The sequence below is a fragment of the Pseudomonas sp. F2 genome (assembly GCF_057174385.1).
Window position 1 is genome coordinate 3,617,885 of record NZ_CM169904.1, and the last position, 18,919, is coordinate 3,636,803.

The 18,919-nt window shown below is 61.8% G+C and carries 17 protein-coding genes; 9 read left to right on the plus strand and 8 right to left on the minus strand.

Features of this window, described 5'->3' with window-relative positions:
- Positions 1 to 194: 194 nt before the first annotated feature.
- The 4 genes from AC193Q_RS16240 to AC193Q_RS16255 all read left to right on the plus strand — a co-directional run bounded on the left by AC193Q_RS16240 (position 195) and on the right by AC193Q_RS16255 (position 4,138).
- Positions 195 to 1,490 (plus strand): NCS2 family permease, encoded by a 1,296-nt coding sequence (locus tag AC193Q_RS16240; protein WP_047296708.1) that lies wholly within the window; start codon positions 195 to 197, stop codon positions 1,488 to 1,490.
- Positions 1,487 to 2,566, plus strand: a complete 1,080-nt coding sequence (gene trmA, locus AC193Q_RS16245; protein WP_041065191.1) for a tRNA (uridine(54)-C5)-methyltransferase TrmA — start codon at positions 1,487 to 1,489, stop codon at positions 2,564 to 2,566. The genes AC193Q_RS16240 and trmA overlap by 4 nt, the downstream gene beginning before the upstream one ends.
- A gap of 271 nt (positions 2,567 to 2,837) precedes the next feature.
- Entirely contained in the window at positions 2,838 to 3,287 is a 450-nt protein-coding gene (aroQ, locus tag AC193Q_RS16250) for a type II 3-dehydroquinate dehydratase (protein ID WP_047296711.1), read from the plus strand.
- Positions 3,284 to 4,138 carry a shikimate dehydrogenase gene (locus AC193Q_RS16255; RefSeq protein ID WP_483878607.1) on the plus strand — a complete coding sequence of 285 codons (855 nt, stop codon included), beginning with the start codon at positions 3,284 to 3,286 and terminating at the stop codon, positions 4,136 to 4,138. Before aroQ ends, AC193Q_RS16255 begins: the two co-directional genes overlap by 4 nt.
- A gap of 79 nt (positions 4,139 to 4,217) precedes the next feature.
- Here AC193Q_RS16255 and AC193Q_RS16260 read toward each other — a convergent pair whose 3' ends face one another.
- Both AC193Q_RS16260 and quiC read right to left on the minus strand, forming a co-directional pair.
- Positions 4,218 to 4,895 carry a TetR/AcrR family transcriptional regulator gene (locus tag AC193Q_RS16260; RefSeq protein ID WP_007963740.1) on the minus strand — a complete coding sequence of 226 codons (678 nt, stop codon included), beginning with the start codon at positions 4,893 to 4,895 and terminating at the stop codon, positions 4,218 to 4,220.
- A gap of 102 nt (positions 4,896 to 4,997) precedes the next feature.
- Positions 4,998 to 6,899, minus strand: coding sequence for a 3-dehydroshikimate dehydratase QuiC (quiC, locus tag AC193Q_RS16265; RefSeq protein ID WP_476286231.1), 1,902 nt, complete (start codon positions 6,897 to 6,899; stop codon positions 4,998 to 5,000).
- A 352-nt stretch (positions 6,900 to 7,251) separates the two neighbouring features.
- On the opposite strand from quiC, the gene AC193Q_RS16270 reads away from it, so the two are divergent.
- Positions 7,252 to 8,589: an MFS transporter gene (locus AC193Q_RS16270; protein WP_483878608.1), complete on the plus strand. Its 1,338-nt coding sequence runs from the start codon at positions 7,252 to 7,254 to the stop codon at positions 8,587 to 8,589.
- 123 nt (positions 8,590 to 8,712) lie between these two features.
- Here AC193Q_RS16270 and AC193Q_RS16275 read toward each other — a convergent pair whose 3' ends face one another.
- The 4 genes from AC193Q_RS16275 to AC193Q_RS16290 form a co-directional block, all read right to left on the minus strand.
- Positions 8,713 to 9,591: a DMT family transporter gene (locus tag AC193Q_RS16275; RefSeq protein ID WP_047296716.1), complete on the minus strand. Its 879-nt coding sequence runs from the start codon at positions 9,589 to 9,591 to the stop codon at positions 8,713 to 8,715.
- 64 nt (positions 9,592 to 9,655) lie between these two features.
- On the minus strand, positions 9,656 to 10,471 hold the full coding sequence (locus AC193Q_RS16280; RefSeq protein WP_483878609.1) for a sugar phosphate isomerase/epimerase family protein: 816 nt from the start codon (positions 10,469 to 10,471) through the stop codon (positions 9,656 to 9,658).
- A gap of 2 nt (positions 10,472 to 10,473) precedes the next feature.
- Positions 10,474 to 11,535, minus strand: coding sequence for a Gfo/Idh/MocA family protein (locus tag AC193Q_RS16285; protein ID WP_483878610.1), 1,062 nt, complete (start codon positions 11,533 to 11,535; stop codon positions 10,474 to 10,476).
- A gap of 229 nt (positions 11,536 to 11,764) precedes the next feature.
- Positions 11,765 to 12,541: an IclR family transcriptional regulator gene (locus AC193Q_RS16290; protein WP_483878611.1), complete on the minus strand. Its 777-nt coding sequence runs from the start codon at positions 12,539 to 12,541 to the stop codon at positions 11,765 to 11,767.
- 176 nt (positions 12,542 to 12,717) lie between these two features.
- Between AC193Q_RS16290 and AC193Q_RS16295 the strand changes: the two genes are divergently transcribed.
- The 4 genes from AC193Q_RS16295 to AC193Q_RS16310 all read left to right on the plus strand — a co-directional run bounded on the left by AC193Q_RS16295 (position 12,718) and on the right by AC193Q_RS16310 (position 17,308).
- The gene (locus AC193Q_RS16295) at positions 12,718 to 14,457 is read left to right on the plus strand and encodes an FAD-dependent oxidoreductase (RefSeq protein WP_483878612.1); all 1,740 of its coding nucleotides are present in this window, start codon (positions 12,718 to 12,720) and stop codon (positions 14,455 to 14,457) included.
- The gene (locus AC193Q_RS16300; RefSeq protein ID WP_047296724.1) at positions 14,441 to 15,274 is read left to right on the plus strand and encodes an aldo/keto reductase; all 834 of its coding nucleotides are present in this window, start codon (positions 14,441 to 14,443) and stop codon (positions 15,272 to 15,274) included. Before AC193Q_RS16295 ends, AC193Q_RS16300 begins: the two co-directional genes overlap by 17 nt.
- Positions 15,275 to 15,463: 189 nt before the next feature.
- Positions 15,464 to 16,354 carry a KPN_02809 family neutral zinc metallopeptidase gene (ypfJ, locus tag AC193Q_RS16305; protein ID WP_047296725.1) on the plus strand — a complete coding sequence of 297 codons (891 nt, stop codon included), beginning with the start codon at positions 15,464 to 15,466 and terminating at the stop codon, positions 16,352 to 16,354.
- Positions 16,355 to 17,308 (plus strand): alpha/beta fold hydrolase, encoded by a 954-nt coding sequence (locus tag AC193Q_RS16310; protein WP_047296726.1) that lies wholly within the window; start codon positions 16,355 to 16,357, stop codon positions 17,306 to 17,308.
- 114 nt (positions 17,309 to 17,422) lie between these two features.
- On the opposite strand, the gene AC193Q_RS16315 is transcribed toward AC193Q_RS16310, so the two are convergent.
- Positions 17,423 to 18,016 (minus strand): HAD family hydrolase, encoded by a 594-nt coding sequence (locus AC193Q_RS16315; protein WP_095668253.1) that lies wholly within the window; start codon positions 18,014 to 18,016, stop codon positions 17,423 to 17,425.
- A complete protein-coding gene (tesB, locus tag AC193Q_RS16320; protein WP_003228466.1) occupies positions 18,013 to 18,882 on the minus strand; it encodes an acyl-CoA thioesterase II in 870 nt (289 codons plus the stop codon). Before tesB ends, AC193Q_RS16315 begins: the two co-directional genes overlap by 4 nt.
- Positions 18,883 to 18,919: the final 37 nt, after the last annotated feature.

Consider the following 18,919-nt stretch of genomic DNA (forward strand, 5'->3'; position numbering starts at 1 on the left):
GCAGTATGGCGCAGATAACCCTGCTACAAAACTTCGACGACGTTCGGCACCAACAACCGCCATATTCCTCACGCTGCTGGTATGATGCGCGGCTTTTTCCGGCCCACCACAAATTCCCAGGCGCTTGCGACGGTCTGTGCTTTGCTGTTGAGGTCGATACATTCACGGCGCCACGCGCGCCACGGGGAGCAGACATGCTGGAAAGGCTGTTTCAACTCAAGGCACACAACACCAACGTGCGGACCGAGATTCTGGCGGGCGTCACGACTTTCCTGGCCATGGCCTACATTCTGTTCGTCAACCCGAGCATCCTCGGCGAGACCGGCATGGACAAGGGCGCGGTGTTCGTCGCCACCTGTCTGGCAGCCGCCATCGGCTCGACGATCATGGGCCTGATCGCCAACTACCCGATCGCCCTCGCCCCGGGCATGGGCCTGAACGCCTTCTTCACTTACACCGTGGTCCTGCACATGGGCCACACCTGGCAAGTGGCGCTGGGCGCGGTGTTCATCTCGGCGGTGTGCTTCTTCCTGCTGTCGATCTTCCGCATCCGCGAATGGATCATCAACAGCATCCCGCTACCGCTGCGCTCGGCCATTGCCGCCGGTATTGGCCTGTTCCTGGCGCTGATCGCCCTGCACAACGCCGGAATCGTGGTCAGCAACCCGGCGACCATGGTCGGCCTCGGTGACCTGAAAGCCCCGGCGCCGATCCTCGCCACCCTCGGCTTCGCCCTGATCGTCGCTCTCGAAGCACTGAAAGTGCGCGGCGCGGTGCTGATCGGCATTCTGGCGGTGACCATCATTTCCATCGCCATGGGCTTCACCCCGTTCGGCGGCGTGACCTCGATGCCACCTTCGCTGGCCCCGACCTTCATGCAACTGGACATCAAGGGCGCTCTGGACATCGGTCTGGTCAGCGTGATCTTCGCCTTCCTGTTCGTCGACCTGTTCGACAACTCCGGCACCCTGATCGGCGTCGCCAAGCGCGCCGGCCTGATGGGCAAGGACGGCCACATGCCGAAAATGGGTCGTGCACTGATCGCCGACAGCACCGCGGCGATGGCCGGTTCGCTGCTGGGTACTTCGACCACCACCAGCTACATCGAATCCGCTGCGGGCGTGAGTGCCGGCGGCCGTACCGGTCTGACAGCGATCGTTGTGGCGATCCTGTTCCTGTTGGCGCTGTTCTTCTCGCCACTGGCGGCCAGCGTTCCGGCGTTCGCCACCGCACCGGCGCTGCTGTTCGTCGCCGTGCTGATGACCTCGGGCCTGGCGGAAATAGACTGGGAAGACATCACCGTTGCCGCACCGGTCGTGGTCACCGCGCTGGCGATGCCGTTCACTTACTCGATCGCCAACGGCATCGCCTTCGGTTTCATCGCCTGGACCGTGATCAAACTGCTGTCGGGTCGCGCCCGTGAGCTGAACCCGGCGCTGGTGATTCTGTCGATTCTGTTCGTGATCAAGTTGGGTTGGTTCAACGCATGACATTCGATTCCCAGGCCTACGCCACTCAGCTCGAAGACAAGGTCACGCGTTTGCGTGACCTGCTGGCCCCGTTCGATGCGCCAGAGCCAACCGTGTTCGACTCGCCGCTGCAGAACTTCCGCCTGCGCGCAGAATTTCGCCTGTGGCGCGAGGCCGGCGAACGGCACTACGCGATGTTCTCCCAGGACGACAAACGCACGCCGATCCTGATCGAAGAGTTCCCGATTGCCAGCCTGCGCATCAACCAGTTGATGCCGCAGCTCAAGGCCGCGTGGCAGGCCAGCGCGGCGCTGAGCCACAAGCTGTTCCAGGTGGAATTCCTGACCACTCTGGCCGGCGACGCGATGATTACCCTGTGCTATCACCGTCCGCTGGACGAGCACTGGCATGCGGCCGCGTCGAAGTTGGCGGCTGATCTCAACGTCAGCGTCATCGGGCGCTCCAAGGGCAAGCGCGAAGTGATCGGCCACGATTACGTGGTGGAGAAACTCGACGTCGGCGGTCGCACCTTCAGCTACCGTCAGCCGGAAGGCGCGTTCACCCAGCCCAACGGCACGGTGAACCAGAAGATGCTCAACTGGGCCTACGAAGCACTGGGCGATCGTCCTGACGATCTGCTGGAGCTGTATTGCGGCAACGGCAACTTCACCCTGCCGCTCGCCACCCGCGTGCGCAACGTGCTGGCCACCGAGATCAGCAAGACCTCGGTCAACGCCGCACTGAGCAACCTCAGCGAAAACGCTGTGGATAACGTCACGCTGGTGCGGCTGTCCGCCGAAGAGCTGACCGAAGCACTCAACGAAGTGCGCCCGTTCCGTCGCCTGCAGGGCATCGACCTGAAGAGCTACGAGTTCGGCAGCGTATTCGTCGACCCGCCGCGCGCCGGCATGGACCCGGACACCTGCGAGCTGACCCGGCGCTTTGACAACATCCTGTACATCTCCTGCAACCCGGAAACCCTGGCGGCCAACATCGCCCAACTGCACGACACGCACCGCATCAGCCGCTGCGCGATGTTCGATCAGTTCCCGTGGACGCATCACATGGAGTCCGGAGTGTTGCTGACCCGGCGTTGATGGCCAATGCCAGATGCGAGAAAGCCGTCGTGATTGACGGCTTTTTTGTGCACGCCACAAAAGATCGCAGCCTGTGGCAGCTCCTACCTCTGGAATGCGATCCTCCTGTAGGAGCTGCCGCAGGCTGCGATCTTTTGTTTTGTGCGATTAACGAACACTAAGCGCCAAGGGCAACGCCGTTCAATTGACCAAGGTAACCATCTGGTACATTTTACCTCCACAGGCTGAAACCCTCAGCCCAAGCCAAAAACAATAAGTGGAGTTTGCCCCCATGTCCCCTATCGTTCTGGTGCTCAACGGCCCGAACCTGAACCTGCTCGGCACCCGTGAACCGGCAACCTACGGTCACGAAACCCTGGCCGATATCTCTGCCCTGTGCGGGCGCGCCGCCGAAGAATTCGGCCTGGCCGTGGAGTTTCGCCAGACCAATCACGAAGGCGAATTGCTCGACTGGATTCACGCGGCACGCGGCCGTTGCGCCGGGATCGTGATCAACCCGGCAGCCTGGACGCACACCTCGGTGGCGATCCGCGACGCCTTGGTCGCCAGTGAGTTGCCAGTGATCGAAGTGCACCTGTCCAACGTGCATGCCCGCGAGCCGTTCCGCCATCACTCGTTCGTCTCGGCCATCGCCACGGCGGTGATGTGCGGCTTCGGCAGCCATGGCTATCGCCTGGCTCTGGAGCATTTCAGTCAGCGACTGAAGGGGCGCGCAGCATGACCCGTAAACCGGTAATACTGGCTGGCCTGATCGGTGCGGGCATTCAAGCCTCGCGCACGCCAGCCCTGCATGAACACGAAGGCGATGCCCAAGGCTTGCGCTATCTCTATCGGCTGATCGACCTCGATCAGTTGCAACTCGACAGCAATGCCCTGCCCGACTTGCTGCAAGCCGCCGAACGAATGAACTACACCGGCCTGAACATCACCTTCCCGTGCAAGCAGGCGATCATCCCGCTGCTCGACGAACTGTCGCCGGAAGCCCGCGGCATCGGCGCGGTCAACACCGTGGTGCTCAAGGATGGCAAACGCATCGGCCACAACACCGACTGCCTGGGTTTTGCCGAAGGTTTTCATCGCGGCTTGCAAGATGTCGCCCGTGAGCGTGTCGTGCAGATGGGTGCCGGTGGCGCAGGCGCGGCGGTGGCCCATGCACTGTTGAGCGAAGGCGTGCAGCAACTGAGTATTTTCGACGTCGACCGCGAGCGCGCCGAGAGTCTGGCGAACAACCTCAACCAGCATTTCGGCTCAGGTCGCGCGGTGGCCGGGCGCGATCTGCCGAGTACGCTGAATCAGGCCGCTGGTCTGGTGAACACCACGCCGATGGGCATGGCCAAACTGCCGGGCATGCCCGTGCCGGTGGAGTTGCTGCGCAAGCAATTGTGGGTCGCGGAGATCGTGTACTTCCCGCTGGAAACCGAACTGCTGCGCAACGCCCGCGCCTTGGGCTGCCGCACGCTGGACGGCGGCAACATGGCGGTGTTTCAAGCGGTGAAGGCGTTTGAGCTGTTCAGCGGCGTGGTGCCGGATGCGCAGCGCATGCTGGCGCATTTTCAAGGCATGAACGTTTAAAAGATCAAAAGATCGCAGCCTTCGGCAGCTCCTACAGGGCCTTGTGTAGGAGCTGCCGAAGGCTGCGATCTTTTGCTTGTCAGGGCTGCAAGTAGCGCAACACCGACTCGCAGATCATCTCGCGATGGCGCTGCTTGATGCTTTCGTCCGGCAGGTCGATCTGAAAGATCTCACCGAACGTGTGGCGGTTCGAGACGCGGTAGAAGCAGAACGAGCTGATCAGCAAGTGCACATCCAGCGCGTCGAGCCCGGCGCGGAACACCCCTTCTTCAGCACCGCGGCGCAAAATCTCGCCCAGCGAATCGAGGATCGTATTGTTCATCGCCTTGATCGCGTCCGAACGCTTCACGAATTCGGCATTGTGGATGTTTTCGATACAGACGATGCGCACGAAATCGACGTTGCGGTCATGGTGGTCGAAGGTGAACTCCACCAGTCGGCGGATCGCCACCACCGGCGGCAACTCAGCCAGGTGCAGGCGGTTTTCGGTGCTGCGGATGTCGCCGTAAAGCTTCTCCAACACCTCGACGTACAACTGCTCCTTACTGCCGAAGTAGTAATAGATCATGCGTTTGGAGGTATGGATACGCTCGGCGATCGCGTCGACGCGGGCGCCGGACAACCCTTGCTGGACGAACTCGACGATCGCCTCCTGCAGGATGTTCTCGCGGGTCTTTTCCGGGTTGTTCTTGCGACTCTTGCGCGGCTCGATGCCGGATTCGACGGGAGCGGCGGGGAGTTCTGAAGTCATTGTCATTGCGGGCTCACGGCCATCACTGCACAGGTGGGCGATTATGGGCCGCGCTGCACAGTGAAGGAAGCCACGCGGCCCGTGTTTAATCCCGCGTTTACGAAATTCCTACAACTTCGCCTGGCGCACCGCGCCGCTGCGTGATTTGGCCATCGCCGCCAGACGTACCGCGACGTTCGCCGCACCATAACCGGCATAGCCGTTTTTACGCTGGATGATCTCGAAGAAGAAGCGTCCCTCGAACGGCTCGGTATAAACGTGGAACAGCTCACCGCCCTGGGCATCGCGGTCGTAGAGCACGTTGTAGTATGCCAGTTCGCTGAGGAATTCATCGTCGAAATCGAAGCGCGCAGCGAGGTCGTCGTAATAGTTGAGCGGAATATCCAGCAACGGCACGCCAGCCTCTTTGGCGCGGCTGACTTCAGCGAAGATGTCGTCACAATCGAAGGCGATGTGATGCACACCCGAGCCGCGATAACTCGACAGCGCATGGGAGATCGCGGTATTGCGGTTCTCCGAGATGTTCAGCGGCAAGCGGATCGAACTGTCGCGGCTGCGCAACGCGCGGCTCTTCACCAGCCCGTACGGATCAGGCAGCACCACTTCATCGTCGGCCTCGAAATCCAACAGGCTCTTGTAGAACAGCACCCAACTGTCGAGGCTGTCGGCCGGCAGTGCCATCGCCATGTGATCGATGCGCTTGAGGCCGCCACGGGCCTGAGCGTTCGGCAGCAGATTGAAGTCGGTGCCATAGACATCCGCCGCTTCATCCACCAGATAAATCAGGCTGCCGTCCGGCGCGCGCACCGCGGCCAGTTCCAGTTCGTTGGGGCCGACCAGGCCGCGATAGGGCTGGCCCTTGTAGGCGACGGCGCGGGCCAGGGCGCTGGCGCTGTCCTTGACCCGCACGGCGGTGGCGCACAGCGACGGGCCGTGCGCCTCAAAGAAACTGTGGCCGAACGAATACGGTTCGGCGTTGAGGATCAGGTTGATATCGCCCTGACGCAGCAGGCTCACGCTCTTGGACCGATGCTGCCCGGCCTTGACGAAGCCCAGGCGCTCTAGCCAGTTGCTCAGTTTGGCGCCGAGGCTTTCGTCGACAGCGAATTCAAGAAACTCAATGCCGTTGTACTCGCTGGCCCGCGGCGTTTCGAAGAGGATTTCGCGGTTGGCCACCGGCGTCGGTTGCTGCTCCAGCCGCTGACGGGTCTTCTCTTCCAGGTACAGCAGCGAACGCAGACCATCGGCGGCATTCGCTCGTGGTGGCGCGGCACGGAAGCCGTCGTTGAAAATTTCCAGCGACAACGGGCCGGTGTAACCGCTCTGGATGATCGGTGCGAGGAAGCCGGGCAGATCGAACTCACCCTGCCCCGGGAAGCAGCGGAAATGCCGGCTCCACTCCAGCACATCCATGGCGAGGATCGGCGCGTCGGCCATTTGTACGAAGAAGATCTTGTCGCCGGGAATGTCGGCGATCGCGCTTGGATCGCCTTTCAACGACAAGGTGTGAAAGCTGTCGAGCAGCACGCCAAGCGCCGGATGATCGGCCTGACGGACGATGTCCCAGACCTGTTGATACGTATTGACGTGCCGGCCCCAGGCCAGCGCTTCATAACCGATGCGCAACCCGCGCGCGCCAGCATGCTCGGCCAGCAGGCGCAGGTCATCGACCAGAATCTGCCGGTCGCCGACGCTGTCTGCCGAGGCATTGCTGCAGACCAGCACCAGGTCGGTGCCCAGTTCCTGCATCAAATCGAACTTGCGCTCGGCCCGCTCCAGATTGCGCGCCAGCCGATCACGCCGGCAGCCCTCGAAGTCGCGAAACGGCTGGAACAGCGTGATAGCAATCCCCAGGTCAGCGCACATCTGCCTGATTTCCCGCGGGCTGCCGTCGTAATACAGAAGATCGTTCTCGAAAATCTCGACCCCGTCGAACCCGGCGGCGGCAATGGCTTCGAGCTTTTCCGGCAGGGTGCCGCTCAGGGAAACGGTGGCAATGGAACGCTGCATGTTTCTACTCCCGGACTTCGCCGCGCTTATCTTTAAGGTAGGAGCTGCCGAAGGCTGCGATCTTTTGATCCTGGTCCTGAAAAGCAAATTCAAAAGATCGCAGCCTTCGGCAGCTCCTACACAGGATGTTTTTTATCGTGGGGAAATTATTGGCTGCATGACTGCGCACAGCAATTTAAAGTGTACCAGCCGGTTAGTTTTGCGTGCGATTATCGAACACTATGGCGTTTCGACGAATTGACGATTTTTCGTCCACTGCCCACCATCGACTCCACATTGAGTCCGGATATGAACCTTCGGTCGCAGTGCGTGCAAACAACACCACATAACAAATTCAAAAACGGGTGGAACAATGATTCCTTCACAGACTTCCCGCATGGCTCCGGCCATGAGCACTGCCACGGGTGGCATCGGCGACAAGATCCGCGGCGCCATGGCCGTCGGCAAGACCCGTTGGGGCATGCTGGCGCTGGTGTTTTTCGCCACGACCCTGAACTACATCGACCGCGCCGCCCTCGGCGTCATGCAGCCCATTCTTGCCAAGGAAATGAGCTGGACGGCGATGGATTACGCCAACATCAACTTCTGGTTTCAGGTCGGCTACGCGATCGGCTTCGTCCTGCAGGGACGCCTGATCGACCGGGTCGGCGTGAAGCGCGTGTTCTTCTGCGCGGTGCTGCTCTGGAGCCTGGCTACCGGCGCCCACGGTCTGGCGACGTCGGCCGTCGGCTTCATGGTCTGCCGATTCATCCTCGGCCTGACCGAAGCAGCCAACTACCCGGCCTGCGTGAAAACCACGCGCCTGTGGTTCCCCGCCGGTGAACGCGCAGTGGCCACCGGCATCTTCAACGCCGGGACCAACGTCGGCGCGATGTTCACGCCGATGCTGCTGCCACTGATTCTCCACGTCTGGGGCTGGCAGGCGGCGTTCCTGTGCATGTCGGCACTGGGCGGGATCTGGCTGCTGTTCTGGGGCTTGAAATACTTCAACCCGGAAGACCATCCGAGCGTCAAACAGTCGGAGCTGGAATACATCCAGAAAGAAGTCGAACCGGAACAGGCCCGCGTCCCGTTCTCACGCATCCTGCGCATGCGCGGCACCTGGGCGTTCGCCCTCGCCTATTCGCTGACGGCGCCGGTGTTCTGGTTCTACCTGTATTGGTTGCCGCCGTTTCTCAATCAGCAATACAACCTGGGCATCAACGTCACCCAGATGGGTATTCCGCTGATCATCATCTACGTGACGGCGGACTTCGGCAGCGTCGGTGGCGGCATTCTGTCTTCGTTCCTGATCGGTCGCGGCATGAACTCGATCAAGGCGCGACTGCTGTCGATGTTCCTGTTCGCCTGCTGCATCATCGGTGTGATCATGGCGGCCGGCTCGAGCAACCTGTGGGTCGCCGTCGCGGCAATCTCCCTGGCGATCGGCGCGCATCAGGCCTGGACCGCGAACATCTGGAGCCTGGTGATGGACTACACGCCCAAGCACATGATGAGCACAGTGTTCGGTTTCGGCGGCATGTGCGCAGCGATTGGCGGGATGTTCATGACCCAGATCGTCGGCCACATCCTGACCGTCACCAACAACAACTACACGGTGCTGTTCACGCTGATCCCGGCGATGTACTTCATTGCGCTGACCTGGATGTACTTCATGGCACCGCGCAAGATTCCTGACGTCAGCGAGTAACCGGCCTACCCTGTAGGAGCTGCGGCACGCTGCGATCTTTTGATCCTGTTTTTAAAGATCAAAAGATCGCAGCGTGCCGCAGCTCCTACAGGGTTTTGTGTTCGGCAAAAAGCTGAGTTCTTTTCATCGACGGCTCTGCTGCCACGCCGCCGCCAGCCCGCTGCAACAGATCACCACAATGCCGATCACCGTCAACAGGCTCGGCGTGTGATTGAACACCACCCAGCCCAACAGCCCGGCAAACACGATCTGACAGTAACCGAACGGCGCCAGCAATGCCGGCGCGGCATGCCGAAAAGCCTGGGTCAGAAACAGGTGCGCGGTCATCCCGCAACTGCCCAGCGCCAGCATCAGTGCGGCGTGCGTCAACGTCGGCACCTGCCAGAAGAACGGCACCAGCGCACTCATCACCAGCGTGTTGCACAGACCGGCAAAGAAGTTGCTGGTGGTCGGGCTATCGACCTCACTGAGCTTGCGTGTCAGCAGTTGATAGAAGCAGAAAAACAACGCCGAGCAGAACGGCAGCAGCACCGCCGGAGTGAACAGTTCACCGCCCGGGTGAACGATGATCAGCACGCCGATGAATCCGCAGATCACCGCAATCCATTGCCCGCGCGTTACCCGTTCCTTGAGCAACGGCACCGACAGTGCCGTCACCAGCACTGGCGCAAGAAAGTTGACCGCCGTGGCCTCGGCCAGCGGGATGTACAACAGCGCCGTGGTGAAAAACAGACTGGTGCCGAGCAGGCACAGCGCCCGCGCCAACTGCCACAACGGCCGTTTGGTACGCAACACTCGAAGCCCCGATTGCGGCAGGAAGATCCCCGCCATCAGCAAGGTGTGCACCAGATAACGCGCCCATACCACCATGACGATCGGATAGAAACCTGAAAGGTATTTCGACAGCGCGTCGTGGCTGGAGAACAGGAAGGTCGCCACGACAATCAGCAAGATCCCCTTGAAGGGTTGGTTGACACCGGAGAGCGGGGTGCTGACGGTCATTGGATATCTCTTAAGGAAAAATAAACAGTGGCGAGGACGCTGGCGCCCCGCCACCCACACTGACTTACAACTGCGCCAACAATTCCCGCGTCCTGTCGAGCGCCCTCTGCGCTCGTTGCAATCCGCTGACGCCCTGCTCCAGCAGTTTTACCGTGGGGATCTCCAGGCTCAGTGGAATATTAGCTGGCAGACTGCGCAACAAACCGTGCAGGTCGCAATCGCCCTCGCCGGGAAACCGCCGCTCGTTGCGCGCCTGACGCAAGATCTCGGCCATGTCCGCCGGTCTCGGCCCCGCCACATCGCACAATTGCGCATAACGCAGGCGCGCCGGTGCGACGCTGGCCAGATCCTCCAGCCGTGAGCCGGAGCGATCGAAATGAAAGGCATCGACCAGCACCGCGGCATTTTCCCGGTCGGCATTGGCCACGATGCGCAACGCCTGTTCGAGGTTGCACGCATCGGTCCAGGGCATGAACTCCAGATGCGGATGCAAACCGTAAGGCGCCGCCAGATCACACAGCGCGGCAAAGTTGTCGGTGAGCCGTTGCTCGTCAGGATCATTGCCGGCGACGAGTAATTCACTGGCGCCAAACTCCGCGCCGACGGCCAGCAGCTTCTCGAAATCAGCGACCACGGTGTGCGGTTTCAGGCGCAGGATTTCCACGTCGAGCACCGCGATGCCAGTGTCGCGCAAACGCCTCAACGTCTGACGCCGCAGATCAGCATCGGCCACCAGCGGAAAATGATGTTCCTCCGGCGTTGCCGGTTCCAGGCGCAGGCCGACATGGCTGTAACCTGCACGCGCCGCGACCTCGACCATTTGCGGTGGCGACAATTCGAGTACGGTGAGACTGGCCAGGGACAGGATTCGTTCGTTCATGCTCAAGCCTCGACCGCTGCCGGAGAACAGGCACGGCCGCTGGCCGCTGCTTCACGAATCGCCTCGACCAGCGCCAGGGTTCGCGCGGCATCGGCGGCACTGACCAAGGGTTCGACTTCACGCCGCGCGACCTGCACAAAATGTTGCAGCTGCAAACGCAACGCGTCCCCGCCCTCACACGGCTCTTGCTGCGCAATCAACGGTTCGTGCCAGCCGGCATCGACCTGATCGGCAGGGTAATGCCAACGCTTGAGTTGCGGAATGCTTAACGCTCCGGCAGTGCCCGCCAGCAAATAACACGGCTGATCGGCCTGACGCGGGTAAACCGGGTTCTCTGCGGAATTCAGCTCCCAGCTCCACGGCGCGGCAACCGCATCGGAACCGCTCAGCGTCCCCAGTGCACCGCCGGCAAATTGCAGTAACACCGCGACGCTGTCTTCGTTGGCAAAACCCCGCACCGCGTTGTCGGTGACGGCCTGCACCGACTGCACCTCTCCGCACAGGTGACGCAGCAGATCGAGGTCGTGAATCAGGTTGGTCAGCAACAGGCCCGCGCCCGGCTCACGGCGCCACGGGACCTCGAAATAACGGTCGGGTTTGCGTAACTGAAACAGCGCAGTAACCATGGTCAGCCGCCCGAGCGCGCCGCTGCGCAGCAATTGGTGGGCACGCACGATCAACGGATTGTGCCGCCGATGATGGCCGACCAGCACCGGCACGCCGCTGCGTTTGACCGCCGCCACCAGTTTGCGCACCTCATCCCTGTTCACGCCCACCGGTTTCTCCAACAGCACCGGCACGCCGGCGGCGAGGCAATCCAGCGCCGTGCTGACGTGCTGATTATTCGGGTTAGCCACGATCACCGCATCGGGCCGCACCTGCTCCAGCATCTGCCGATGATCGGCGAAATACGCCACGCCCCACTGCGCCGCCAGCGCGGGAGCCTGCGGGCCGGGATCGGCCACTGCGCATAACCGGGCTTCATCGAGGGTTTGCAAGTGCTGGTAATGCTGTTGGCCCATGTTGCCGGCGCCGATCAGGGCGATACGAAGGGGCGGAGTCAAGGCGCGATCCTCTTGTGATTGTTGTTGGAAATGTCTCTTCAGCAACAATCTAGAACCGCGTTCCAGAATCAAACACCCACTAATGGAAAATCCGTGCGAACACCGCACAACTTCGTACACGACGCTCAACCTGTAGGAGCTGCCGCCGGCTGCGATCTTTTGCTCTTGATCTGAAAAACAAAGTCAAAAGATCGCAGCCTTCGGCAGCTCCTACAAAGATCGGCGCGGGTCAGACAAACAATTCGGACGCCAGGCTCGCCGCCGACAACTCCTCGGTGAACTTCATCAGCAACGGCGCCAGTTCATGCAGCCGCGCGCCAGGCATCCGCGCGCTTGGCCCGGCAATGCTCAGTACGCCGATCACCCGGCCGTCAACGGGGTGCTTGACCACCGCGGCAATCGCCGAAGTGCCCACCGCCGAACTTTCCTCGACGCAGGCATAACCCTGCTCCCGCGCCAGCCGCAGGCGCTCCAGCAATTCGATATTGGAGCGCGGCGCATTCGGCCCAATGCCCACTGGCACTTCCGCGCCCTGGCGCTCGACCAGCGACAAGGCTTCGGCGTCGCTCATGCAGGCCAGCCACGCGTGCCCGGAGGCGGTGTAGAACAACGGCGCGTCGCGGCCCATGTCCGGGTCATAACGCAGGCCCGTCCGGGCGCCCTGCGCCTTGGCGATCCAGGTCTGGCGCTCGCCATCGATCACTCCCAGACGCACCAACTCACCGGTTTCCTGCGCCAGTCGATCCAGCACCGGTTGCACGATGTCGGCACCGCTGCTCGCCAGATACTGAAACCCCATCGCCACCAGTTTGGTCGACAAGTGATAGCGCAGAGTGTCTGCATTCTGCCGTACGTAACCCAGCCGAATCAGCTCGGCGAGCATACGGTGAGTGGCACTTTTCGGGATGTCGAGCTGCTCGGCCAGGGTCTGCATCGGCAGCCCGTGCGGCTCACTGGTGAGGCTTTCCAGCACACTGAAAACCCGTTCGATCTGACTGCCGGCCATGGGAAGATCCAAATGAAATTTCGCCGATTCTAAAAGACATCCGAGACAAAGCGAAATCCGGAACCGGCAGTGCGATAACCGCCCACTTTACGGAAACAGGTCTTGTAGCAGATGCGCTTCATTCGCTAATTTCTGGAATCCAATTCCAATAAAATCCAGTTGCGGAGTTTTGTTTGATGCCTGCCGAACTTCCCGAAATCGACTGCGACGTGCTGGTCGTCGGCTCCGGCGCTGCCGGTTTATCCACAGCGGTCACTGCCGCCTGGCACGGTCTGAAAGTCATCGTGGTTGAAAAGGATCCGCTGTTCGGTGGTGCCACGGCGTGGTCCGGCGGCTGGGCGTGGGTACCGTGCAATCCATTGGCGCGACGCGCCGGCATCGTCGAAGACATCGAGCAACCGCGCACGTACCTGCGCCACGAACTCGGCGAGCATTACGACCCGTCCATGGTCGACGCCTTCCTCACTGCCGGACCACAGATGGTCGCATTTTTCGAACAGCACAGCGCTTTGCAATTTGCCGACGGCAACGCCATCGCCGACATCCATGGCGATACGCCGGGCGCTGGCACGGGCGGGCGCTCGGTCATCGCGGCGCCTTACGACGGACGCCAAGTCGGACGCCTGCTCAAGCGCCTGCGTACAACGATGCGCGAAACGTCCTTCATGGGCATGCCGATCATGGCCGGCGCCGACCTTTCGGCGTTCCTCAATCTGACCCGTTCGCTGAAAGCGGCTTGGCATGTAACCCGACGTTTTACCCGACACTTGCGGGATCTGGCGGTGCACGGCCGAGCCATGCAACTGGTCAACGGGGTGGCGCTGGTCGCAAGGCTGGCGAAATCCGCCGAGGACCTTGGTGTCCTGTTATGGGAGTCGGCGCCGGTGAGCGAACTGCTGCGCGATGAAACAAGGGTTTGCGGCGCCGTGGTCAACAGCGCAAAAGGCCCGATCCGCGTCCATGCACGCAAAGCCGTGGTGCTGGCCGCCGGCGGTTTCGCCAATGACATCGAGCGGCGCAAGGCCTTGTTTCCGCGCACGCCCACAGGTCATGAACACTGGGCACTGCCACCGCTGGCGGTCAACGGCGATGGCCTGCGTCTGGGCGAAAGCGTCGGTGCCTCGGTCAACACCGACCTGGCGTCGCCCGTGGCCTGGGCGCCGGTCTCGCAAGTACCCCAAGCCGACGGCAGCATCGGCCATTTCCCGCACATCATCGAGCGCGGCAAACCGGGAATCATCGGTGTACTGCGCAACGGCCAGCGTTTCGTCAATGAAGCCAATGGTTACTTCGACTACGTCAGCGCCATGGTTGCCGCCACCCCGGAAGGCGAGGAAGTCGCCTCGTGGCTGATCTGCAGCCGCGCCTTTCAACGGCGTTATGGCCTGGGCATGTCGCGGCCATTTCCCGTTCCGCTGTCAGGATTTATCCGCAGCGGCTATCTGAAAACCGGCAACACCCTTGAAGAATTGGCCAGCGCCTGCGGTATCGATCCCGGCGGGTTGCGCCGTACTGTTGATCACTACAACTCGCATGCGCGCCTTGGCGAAGACCCTCTGTTCGGTCGCGGCGCAACGCCCTACAACCGCAAACAGGGCGATCCGGCGAACCTTCCCAACCCCTGCGTTGCCCCAATAGTGGCCGGCCCTTTTTATGCCGTGAAAGTGCAACCGGGCTGCTTCGGCACCTTTGCCGGGCTCAAGGTCAACCCGCAGGCACAAGTGCTCGACGCCCATGCCCAGCCCATCGCCGGGCTCTACGCCGCCGGTGGCGACATGGCCAGCATCATGGGCGGGCACTATCCGGCGGGCGGGATCAACCTCGGCCCGGCGCTGACGTTCGGCTACATCGCCGCCCGCCATATCGCCGGTATCACTGCTTTCGAACAGGAGATCGACCATGCAGCACATCGTTAACGCCCAGGGTTTGAACATGCCGAAACTCGGCCTCGGCACCTGGCCGATGCTCGGCGACGAATGCACTCGTGCCGTCGAGCAAGCACTGGAACTCGGCTACCGGCACATCGACACGGCAGCGGCCTACAACAACGAAGACGCGGTCGGACAAGCGTTGGCGAACACATCGACACCCCGCGAGCAGATTCATGTCACCACCAAGGTCTGGTGGGACCAGTTGCAACCCGACGCCATGCGCCACTCGATGGAACGAAGCCTCAAGGCTTTGCGCAGCGAGTACGTCGACCTGTTCATGATCCATTGGCCGAGCACTGCCTGGGACTTGCCGCGCACGCTTGAAACCCTCGCATCCTTCAAGGAGCAAGGTCTGGCTCGCCACATCGGCGTGGCGAATTTTCCGCTGCCGCTGCTGCGCAAAGTCGTTGAGGAATACGCCATCCCTCTGTCAGCGATCCAGGTCGAGTACCACGTCCTCCTCGGACAAAACGCCTTGCTCGACTATGCCCGCCAACACGATCTGGCACTGACGGCCTACACGCCATTGGCGCGCAACAAGGTCTCGGACATCGCGCAGATTCAGCAGATCGCGAAAAAACACCGTGTGCTGCCGACTCAGATCGCATTGAAATGGCTGCTCGATCAGCCCAACGTCGCGGCGATTCCCAAGGCCAGCAGCCGGGCCAATCAACTGGCGAACCTGGCTTCGCTGCAGGTTGAACTGGACGCTGAAGACCGCGCACTGATCGCCGCACTGCCGAAAAATCAGCGTCAGGTCAGCCCGGACTTCGCCCCGGTGTGGGACGCCTTCGATCGCTGACGCACAGTGCGAAAGGAGAAATCCGCCAACGGATTGAATTAGTCGCGCACACGCTCGTCAATAACAGGCCCGTCCTCGTCACCCGAGGCCGGGCCTGCTCGCGTGTGCGCCAATGGACGGACGACCGGACTGGCGCCACACTCACACACCAGCAACACTCATCACCACGTACAGATAGAGGATTCCCACATGCTATGGAAAAAAGGCCGACGCAGTGACAACGTCGTCGATGCCCGTGGCGATGATAGCGGCGGCGGTGGTGGAATGCGTTTCGGTGGCGGCAAGGGGCTGAGCCTCGGGGCGATCCTGCTGATCGTCGGCATCGGCTGGATCACCGGCCAGGACCCGCTGCAGATCCTCGGTCAGCTCACCGGGCAAATGACCGAACAATCGGCACCGGCCTCGACGCAAACCCGTCAGGCGCCACCGGCCAACGACCAGCAGGCCGAATTCGTGCGTTCGATCCTCGGCGATACCGAAGACACCTGGGGCGCGATTTTCCAGCAGGCCGGCCGCCAATATAAGGATCCGACCCTAGTGCTGTTCAGCAACCGGGTGAATTCCGCCTGCGGTCTGGCGACTTCGGCGACCGGCCCGTTCTATTGCCCGGCGGATCAGAAAGTCTATCTGGACATGGCCTTCTTCCAGGAAATGGCCCAGCGCTTCAAGGCTGCCGGCGACTTCGCCCAGGCCTACGTGATCGCGCACGAAGTCGGCCACCATGTGCAGACGCTGCTCGGCGTCTCGGCGAAAATTCAGGCGGCCCGTCAGCAGGGGCGGCAGATGCAGGGCGACGGCGGTTTGCTGGTGCGTCAGGAATTGCAGGCTGACTGCCTGGCCGGCGTCTGGGCCTACCATGCGCAGCAGCGCCTGAACTGGCTGGAACCGGGTGACGTCGAAGAGGCCTTGAACGCGGCCAACGCCATCGGTGATGATCGCCTGCAACAACAGGGTCAGGGCCGAGTGGTGCCGGACTCGTTTACCCATGGTACGTCGGCGCAAAGGGTGCGCTGGTTCAAAACCGGATTCGCCCAGGGCCAGGTCGGCCAGTGCGATACCTTCGCGGCGAAAAACCTGTAAATGCACAAATGGCTTTTGGCGTTACTGATCATCGGCGGCAGCGCACACGCGGCGGGCGTCGATGCCATCAGCTCCGGGCGTCTGCAACTCAAGGCCGGCGAAATGGCCGTGGGCATCAGCCCCGCACCGGAAAAAATCGAGCGGGTGCTGATCGTCATTCACGGCCGTCTGCGCAACGCCGAAACCTACCGCAAGAGTGCCGAGCACACCACGGAATTGGCCGGACAAACTGCGCACACGCTGGTGATCGCGCCGCAGTTTCTCAATGAAAGCGACGTCGCCCTGTACTCGCTGCCCAACACGTTGCTGCGCTGGAAAGGCAACGAGTGGATGGGCGGCGGGTTATCCACAGGGCCGAATCCGCTGAGTTCCTACGCCGCGCTGGATGAAATTGTCGCCCGGGTCAGCGACCGCAAGCAGTTTCCGGATGTGAAACAGATTGTGATTTTCGGCCATTCCGGTGGCGGCCAAGTGGTGCAGCGTTATGCCCTGCTGGCCAAGGACCAACCGGCGCTGAAGGCCAACGGCATTCGCCTGCGCTATGTGGTGGCCAATCCGTCGTCGTACGCGTATTTCAACGAACAGCGGCCGGTCGCCTTCGATCACGCACAGTGCCTTGGGTTTAATCGCTGGAAGTACGGTCTGAGCGACATGCCGGTGTACGCCGGCGGGCAAACGCCGTTGCAGCTTGAAAGCAGTTACATCAAGCGCGAGGTGATTTATCTGCTCGGTCAGCAGGACACCGACCCGCAGCATCCGGCGCTGGACAAAAGCTGCGCCGCCGAAGCCCAGGGTGCGTATCGACTGGAACGCGGCAAACTGTTTTTCGGCTACCTGCTGCGCCGGCATCCGGAAGGGGTGAATCAGCGGCTGGTTGAAGTGCCCGGGGTCGGGCATAACGGCGATGGGATGTTGACGTCGCCGGAGGGGCAGAAAGCGCTGTTTGATCAATGATTTTGCAGTGGCCGCTCAGGCCTCATCGCGGGCAAGCCCGCTCCCACAGGGGAATGCATTTCAAATGTGGGAGCGGGCTTGCCCGCGATGGGGCCCTTTCAGGCGCTAAAGAACTCAGGCCAGAAGCATACGCCGCAACTCGACACAATCCTGCGCATGCCAGTCCGTCAGCTCCGGCCACGGGTTGTCCGGCAGATTCACCAGCACCGTCCGCGCCCCGGCCGCTCGCCCGCAATCCAGATCAAAGCGGTAATCCCCGACCATCACCATCTCGCGCGCCGGCACCTTCCAGGCCTCGGCCAGTTTCAGCAACCCGCCGGGATGCGGCTTCGGCGGTGCTTCATCGCGGCCCAGCACATCTTCCACAGCGAAACAGTCGGCCAGGCCAATCGCTTCGAGCGTCACATGCGCCAGCTCCCGCGCGTTGCGCGTCAGGATGCCCAGGCGATAGCCACGCCCGTGCAGATCGCGCACCAGCTCCACCGCACCGGCAGCCGGTTTCGAACCCAACGCCAGATCGCGCTCATGCTCCAGCAGCCAGGCATGTTTCGCCGCCGCTTCGTCGGCCGGCAGCGCCGCGAGGTGGGTGAGAATGTCATCCTCGGGCGGAATCGCCAGCGCCACGCGGATCGCCGCAAAGTCATGCACGGCGACCGTCAGGGTGCCGTCCATGTCGAACACCCAGTGCTTCACATCGCTCAGGCTCATGCCCAGTCCTTGCGGTGACGAATCAGGCCTTCCTGAGTCACCGACGCCACCAGTTGCCCGGCGCGGTTGTACACGCTGCCACGGGAGAACCCACGGGAATTGCCGGCCCACGGACTGTCCATCGCATAGAGCAACCAGTCATCGGCGCGCAGATCATTGTGGAACCACAGCGCGTGATCAAGGCTGGCGACCTGCATGTCTTTCTGCCAGACCGACTTGCCGTGAGGCAACATCGAAGTGGTCAGCAGACCGAAGTCCGAGGCGTAGGCCAGCAGGTATTTGTGCAGCGCCGGAATATCCGCCAGCGCGCCATCAGCACGGAACCACACGTACTTCACCGGATCGGCCGGCTGCGGGTTGTACGGGTCTTTTTCAGTGACCGGGCGCACTTCGATCGGTTTCGGGCAGAGCAATTTTTCGCGCATGTGCTCGGGAATCAGGTGCGCGCGTTGCTGGGTCAGTTCCAGCTCCGACGGCAGGTTTTCCGGACCGACCACCACCGGCATCTGGCTCTGGTGCTCGAAGCCTGCTTCGTCGTACTGAAACGACGCGCTGCAGGTAAAAATCGGGTGGCCCTTCTGGATCGCGGTGACCCGCCGGGTGCTGAAGCTGCCGCCATCACGCACGCGATCCACCGAGTACACGACTGGCAATTTGGCGTCGCCCGGGCGCAGGAAATAACCGTGCATCGAATGCACATGGCGCGCCTCTTCAACCGTCTGACTGGCCGCCGACAGCGACTGGCCGAGCACCTGCCCACCGAACAACTGACGGAAACCCAGGTCCTGGCTACGGCCACGGAACAGGTTTTCCTCGATCGGCTCCAGGGTCAGCAGGTCGACCAGATCTTCCAACACTTGGCTCATTCAGACTCTCCTCACACAACGCTATGCCGCGCAGTCT

Excerpts from the sequence above, each read along its gene's own strand:
- ypfJ (WP_047296725.1), top strand. The coding sequence starts at position 15,464 with ATGCTATGGAAAAAAGGCCGACGCAGTGACAACGTCGTCGATGCCCGT.
- AC193Q_RS16240 (WP_047296708.1), top strand. The coding sequence starts at position 195 with ATGCTGGAAAGGCTGTTTCAACTCAAGGCACACAACACCAACGTGCGG.
- trmA (WP_041065191.1), top strand. The coding sequence starts at position 1,487 with ATGACATTCGATTCCCAGGCCTACGCCACTCAGCTCGAAGACAAGGTC.
- AC193Q_RS16315 (WP_095668253.1), bottom strand. The coding sequence starts at position 18,016 with ATGAGCCTGAGCGATGTGAAGCACTGGGTGTTCGACATGGACGGCACC.
- AC193Q_RS16290 (WP_483878611.1), bottom strand. The coding sequence starts at position 12,541 with ATGGCCGGCAGTCAGATCGAACGGGTTTTCAGTGTGCTGGAAAGCCTC.
- aroQ (WP_047296711.1), top strand. The coding sequence starts at position 2,838 with ATGTCCCCTATCGTTCTGGTGCTCAACGGCCCGAACCTGAACCTGCTC.
- tesB (WP_003228466.1), bottom strand. The coding sequence starts at position 18,882 with ATGAGCCAAGTGTTGGAAGATCTGGTCGACCTGCTGACCCTGGAGCCG.
- quiC (WP_476286231.1), bottom strand. The coding sequence starts at position 6,899 with ATGCAGCGTTCCATTGCCACCGTTTCCCTGAGCGGCACCCTGCCGGAA.
- AC193Q_RS16280 (WP_483878609.1), bottom strand. The coding sequence starts at position 10,471 with ATGAACGAACGAATCCTGTCCCTGGCCAGTCTCACCGTACTCGAATTG.
- AC193Q_RS16260 (WP_007963740.1), bottom strand. The coding sequence starts at position 4,895 with ATGACAATGACTTCAGAACTCCCCGCCGCTCCCGTCGAATCCGGCATC.
- AC193Q_RS16295 (WP_483878612.1), top strand. The coding sequence starts at position 12,718 with ATGCCTGCCGAACTTCCCGAAATCGACTGCGACGTGCTGGTCGTCGGC.
- AC193Q_RS16255 (WP_483878607.1), top strand. The coding sequence starts at position 3,284 with ATGACCCGTAAACCGGTAATACTGGCTGGCCTGATCGGTGCGGGCATT.
- AC193Q_RS16275 (WP_047296716.1), bottom strand. The coding sequence starts at position 9,591 with ATGACCGTCAGCACCCCGCTCTCCGGTGTCAACCAACCCTTCAAGGGG.
- AC193Q_RS16270 (WP_483878608.1), top strand. The coding sequence starts at position 7,252 with ATGATTCCTTCACAGACTTCCCGCATGGCTCCGGCCATGAGCACTGCC.
- AC193Q_RS16300 (WP_047296724.1), top strand. The coding sequence starts at position 14,441 with ATGCAGCACATCGTTAACGCCCAGGGTTTGAACATGCCGAAACTCGGC.
- AC193Q_RS16310 (WP_047296726.1), top strand. The coding sequence starts at position 16,355 with ATGCACAAATGGCTTTTGGCGTTACTGATCATCGGCGGCAGCGCACAC.